Below are 3437 nucleotides of genomic sequence, written 5' to 3'. Positions count from 1 at the left end.
GGGGCCGCGCCCCCGCACCCCCGAAACCGCGCTGCGCGCGGTTGTCCTCAAACGCCGGACGGGCTGACCGCAGCCCGTCCGGCGTTCGGGGCGAAAGGGCGGGTCAGGGGCGCCCCCACCGCGAGTTGACGCCCGCTCGCGGGCCGTGGTGGACTGCCGAGGCCAAACGGCGACAACAGAGGAAGCCGGTGAGAATCCGGCGCGGTCCCGCCACTGTCACCGGACGCCCGCCCACCAGCGGTGCCGGTCCGGGAGCCAGGAGACTCTGGGTCGCCGGTCACGTCGAACCAGGGCGCGGACCCTGAGTGAGGACACACAGACCATGCGCGGCCGACGCCGATCACCCGACGCCCTCCACCGACCTCTCCGAGGCGCGACGGCGGTCTGAGCCGATGCGTACGGGCACTTCGGGTCCCGTCGGTTTCGCGTACGGCGCCGCGCTCGGCTTCCTCGCCGACCTCGTGGTCGCCGATCCCCGCCGGGGCCACCCCGTGGCCGCCTTCGGCCGGGCCGCGCACGCCGTCGAACGCCGCCTGTGGGCCGACCACCGCGGCCGCGGCACCCTGCACACGGCCGTCTGCGCGGGCGCCGTCGTGGCCGCCGCCACCGCGCTGACCCGCGCCACACGCCGTTCGGCCGGAGCCGACGTCGCGCTGACCGCCGCCGCCACCTGGGCCGTACTCGGCGGCACCTCGCTGGGCCGCGAGGCCCGCGCCATCGGCGGCGCGCTGGCGGCCGGCGACCTGGACGTCGCGCGGGAACGGCTGCCGCACCTGTGCGGGCGCGACCCGCAGTCCCTCGACGCGCAGCAGATCGCCCGCGCCGTCGTGGAGTCCGTCGCCGAGAACACCTCCGACGCGGTCGTCGGCGCCCTCGTCTGGGGCGCGCTCGCCGGGGTGCCGGGCCTGGCCGGCTTCCGGGCCGTCAACACGCTGGACGCCATGGTGGGCCACAAGTCGCCCCGCTACCGCCGCTTCGGCTGGGCCTCCGCCCGGCTCGACGACGTCGTCGGCTGGCCCGGCGCCCGGCTCACCGCGGCGCTCGCCGTCCTCGCCGGCCCGGACCCGCGCCGCGCCCTGCGCGTGGCCCGCCGCGACGCCGCCCGCCACCCGAGCCCCAACGCCGGGCCGGTGGAGGCCGCGTTCGCCGGCGCCCTGGGCGTCCGGCTCGGCGGCACCCTCGCCTACGCCGGCCGCGTCGAGCACCGTCCCGTCCTGGGCGCCGAGCTCCGCCCGGTCGCGACGGCCGACATCGAACGGGCCGTACGGCTCTCCCGGCGGGTGTCGCTGCTGGCGCTGGGCGCCGCGGTCGCCGGCCGCTGGGCGGTGACCCGGGTCTTCCGGGGCCGCGGCGTGGGCAGATTGGGAGCGGGATCCGTGACGAGGAGGAAGAGTGGCTGAGCCAGGCGGGGGCCTGCTGGTCGCGGGGACGACCTCGGACGCGGGCAAGAGCGTGGTCACCGCCGGCATCTGCCGGTGGCTGGTCCGCAAGGGTGTCAAGGTGGCGCCCTTCAAGGCGCAGAACATGTCGCTGAACTCGTTCGTCACCCGCGAGGGCGCCGAGATCGGCCGCGCGCAGGCCATGCAGGCCGCGGCGGCGCGCGTCGAGCCGACCGCGCTGATGAACCCCGTGCTGCTCAAGCCCGGCGGCGACCGCAGCAGCCAGGTCGTGCTGATGGGCAAGCCGGTCGGCGAACTCAGCGCCCGCGGCTACCACTCCGGCCGCCAGGAGCAGTTGTTCGGCACGGTCACCGACTGCCTCGCGGAGCTGCGCCGCACCCACGACGCGGTGATCTGCGAGGGCGCCGGCAGCCCCGCCGAGATCAACCTCCGCCGCACCGACATCGTCAACATGGGCATCGCCCGGGCCGCCCGGCTGCCGGTCGTCGTGGTCGGCGACATCGACCGCGGCGGCGTCTTCGCCTCGTTCTTCGGCACCACCGCGCTGCTCTCCCCCGAGGACCAGGAGCTGATAGCCGGCTACGTCGTCAACAAGTTCCGCGGCGACGTCTCGCTCCTGGAGCCGGGGCTGGAGATGCTGCGCGGCCTCACCGGCCGCCGTACGTTCGGCGTGCTGCCGTTCGCGCACGGCCTCGGCATCGACGAGGAGGACGGCCTGCGGGTGTCGCTGCGCGGCGCGGTCCGCGAGTCGGTCGTCGCCCCGCCGCACGGCGAGGACGTGCTGCGGGTCGCCGTCTGCGCGATCCCGCTGATGTCCAACTTCACGGACGTGGACGCGCTGGCCGCCGAACCCGGCGTCGTCGTCCGGTTCGTGGACCGCCCGGAGGAGCTGGCCGACGCCGACCTCGTCGTCGTCCCGGGCACGCGCGGCACCGTCCGCGCCCTCGCCTGGCTCCGCGAACGCGGCCTCGCCGACGCGCTCGCCCGGCGCGCCGCCGAGGGCCGCCCGGTCCTCGGCATCTGCGGCGGCTTCCAGCTGCTGGGCGAGCGGATCGAGGACGACGTCGAGTCCCGGGCCGGCGTCGTCGCCGGACTCGGACTGCTGCCGGTACGCGTCCGCTTCGCCGCGGAGAAGACGTTGGCCCGCCCGGTGGGCACGGCGCTCGGCGAGCACGTCGAGGGGTACGAGATCCACCACGGCGTCGCCGAAGTGACCGGCGGCGACGAGGAGTTCCTCGACGGCTGCCGCGTCGGCGCGGTCTGGGGCACCCACTGGCACGGCTCCCTGGAGAGCGACGGCTTCCGCCGCGCGTTCCTCCGCCGCGTCGCCGGACAGGCGGGCCGGCGCTTCGTCCCCGCCCCCGATACGTCGTTCGCCGCCCTCCGCGAGGAACAGCTCGACCGCCTCGGCGACCTCATCGAGGAACACGCCGACACGGACGCGCTCCTGCGCCTCATCGAGAACGGCGTCCCGGCCGGACTCCCGTTCATCCCACCGGGCGCACCGGCAACAAGCGACGCCCGGGACGACCGGCGCGGCTCCACGACGCACACAGCCGGGGGCCCCGCCGCGGAAGCCGGCACCACGGCCGGACACACCGGCCCGGGCCCGAAGGACTCCACCGGCCGACCCGCCCCGGAACCCGTAGCCCCACCCCGCCACCACGCCCCCGAAACCGGGGACTCCACGCACGAGGCCACCGCGGAAGCCGGCGCCGCAGCCGGACACACCGGCCCGGACGCGCAGGACTCCACCGGCCGACCCGGCCCCGGAGCCGGGGGCTCCGCTCACGAGGGCGGCGCGGGAACCGGCCGCACACCCCACCACTCCGGTACGAAGGCCGAGGCCCCGGCTCGCCGCCCCGAGCCGGAAACCGAAGGTGCCGGCCGCGCCGCCGGCGCGACGGCCGGGCGCAGAGCCCACGGCCCCGGCGCGGAAGCCGGGCCCACGCCCCGTCCCGGTGCCCCGGACGCCGGGCCCGCGGCCGGTCGGCCCCACCCGGGGGCCGGGGGCGGAGCCCCCGAGGAAACGGTGAA

Annotated in this window: 2 protein-coding genes and 1 riboswitch; both genes read left to right on the top strand. The window is 77.0% G+C overall.

The features are described from left to right. The first annotated feature begins 178 nt into the window (after positions 1-178). A riboswitch (cobalamin riboswitch) is annotated at positions 179-266 on the top strand. Positions 267-392: 126 nt separating this feature from the next. After that, a complete protein-coding gene (locus ACSNOK_RS31815; protein WP_436784263.1) occupies positions 393-1400 on the top strand; it encodes a cobalamin biosynthesis protein in 1008 nt (335 codons plus the stop codon). Next, positions 1393-3437: cobyric acid synthase (locus tag ACSNOK_RS31810; RefSeq protein ID WP_436784262.1), on the top strand; the 2045-nt coding region annotated here is incomplete at its 3' end. The genes ACSNOK_RS31815 and ACSNOK_RS31810, both read left to right, overlap by 8 nt.

Source organism: Streptomyces sp. URMC 126 (genome assembly GCF_051386555.1).
Classification (GTDB): Bacteria; Actinomycetota; Actinomycetes; order Streptomycetales; family Streptomycetaceae; genus Streptomyces.
This window is presented reverse-complemented; position numbering and strand designations above follow the sequence as displayed.

Excerpts from the sequence above, each read along its gene's own strand:
- ACSNOK_RS31815 (WP_436784263.1), top strand. The coding sequence starts at position 393 with ATGCGTACGGGCACTTCGGGTCCCGTCGGTTTCGCGTACGGCGCCGCG.